Source organism: Streptomyces sp. NTH33 (genome assembly GCF_003236365.1).
Classification (GTDB): Bacteria; Actinomycetota; Actinomycetes; order Streptomycetales; family Streptomycetaceae; genus Streptomyces.
Genome location: NZ_POTZ01001072.1, coordinates 1 through 618, shown reverse-complemented (window position 1 = coordinate 618; position 618 = coordinate 1). Strand labels below are relative to the sequence as shown.

1 protein-coding gene and 1 pseudogene are annotated in these 618 nt (G+C 73.8%); one reads left to right on the top strand and one right to left on the bottom strand.

Going from position 1 to position 618, the window contains the following annotated elements:
* Window positions 1-90 precede the first annotated feature (90 nt).
* A complete protein-coding gene (locus tag C1I97_RS38520; protein WP_111007417.1) occupies window positions 91-399 on the top strand; it encodes a DUF3040 domain-containing protein in 309 nt (102 codons plus the stop codon).
* Between the two features lie 18 nt (window positions 400-417).
* On the opposite strand, the pseudogene C1I97_RS38515 reads toward C1I97_RS38520, so the two are convergent.
* A pseudogene (locus C1I97_RS38515) lies at window positions 418-618 on the bottom strand (glycosyltransferase family 2 protein); the annotation flags it as partial.

Here is a 618-nt window from a genome sequence, read left to right as displayed (position 1 = left end):
GCCGGTTAGTCCGTGGGGTGCCGGGGGCACACGGGAAGGGACTTCCAGGCAGGTCGGTCCCCGTAGGAGCAGTCCCCCGTAGGAGCCATCGTGTCGACAAGCCGACTCCCCGAACGCGAACAGCGGATCCTGAACGAGATCGAGCGCGCCCTGAGCCGTGACCGCCGTCTGGTCCGGCGGCTGCGGTCGCCACGCGGGCGCCGACGGCCGGACCTCTCCCGGGTGGCGTCGTACGCGCCCCGGGTGTGGACCGTGGCGGTGCTGCTGGCGGTGGCCGTGGGCCTGATGGTGGCCGGGATCGTCACCTCGGAGCCGGTGGTGATCTGGGCGTTCGCCGCGGTGTGGCCGGTGGCGCTGTTCTCCGGCTTCCGGCTGCTGTGCCGGTGGACGGAGTCCTGAGCGTCCGGTGCGCGGGGCTCATCCCGTGTAGCTGCGTGCGGTGGAACGTCGCTGGCTGTCCTCCAGGAGCCGGAACCGCGCCTCCACCCGCGGTGGCAGTACGCGGCGCTCGCGCAGCACCCACGGCAGGGCGGCCGTCGCCTCGGCGAAGGCACGCAGGGACGCGGTGTCGCGGGGAACGGTGCGGGCCAGGTGCAGGGTACGGCGCAGGGCGGGACG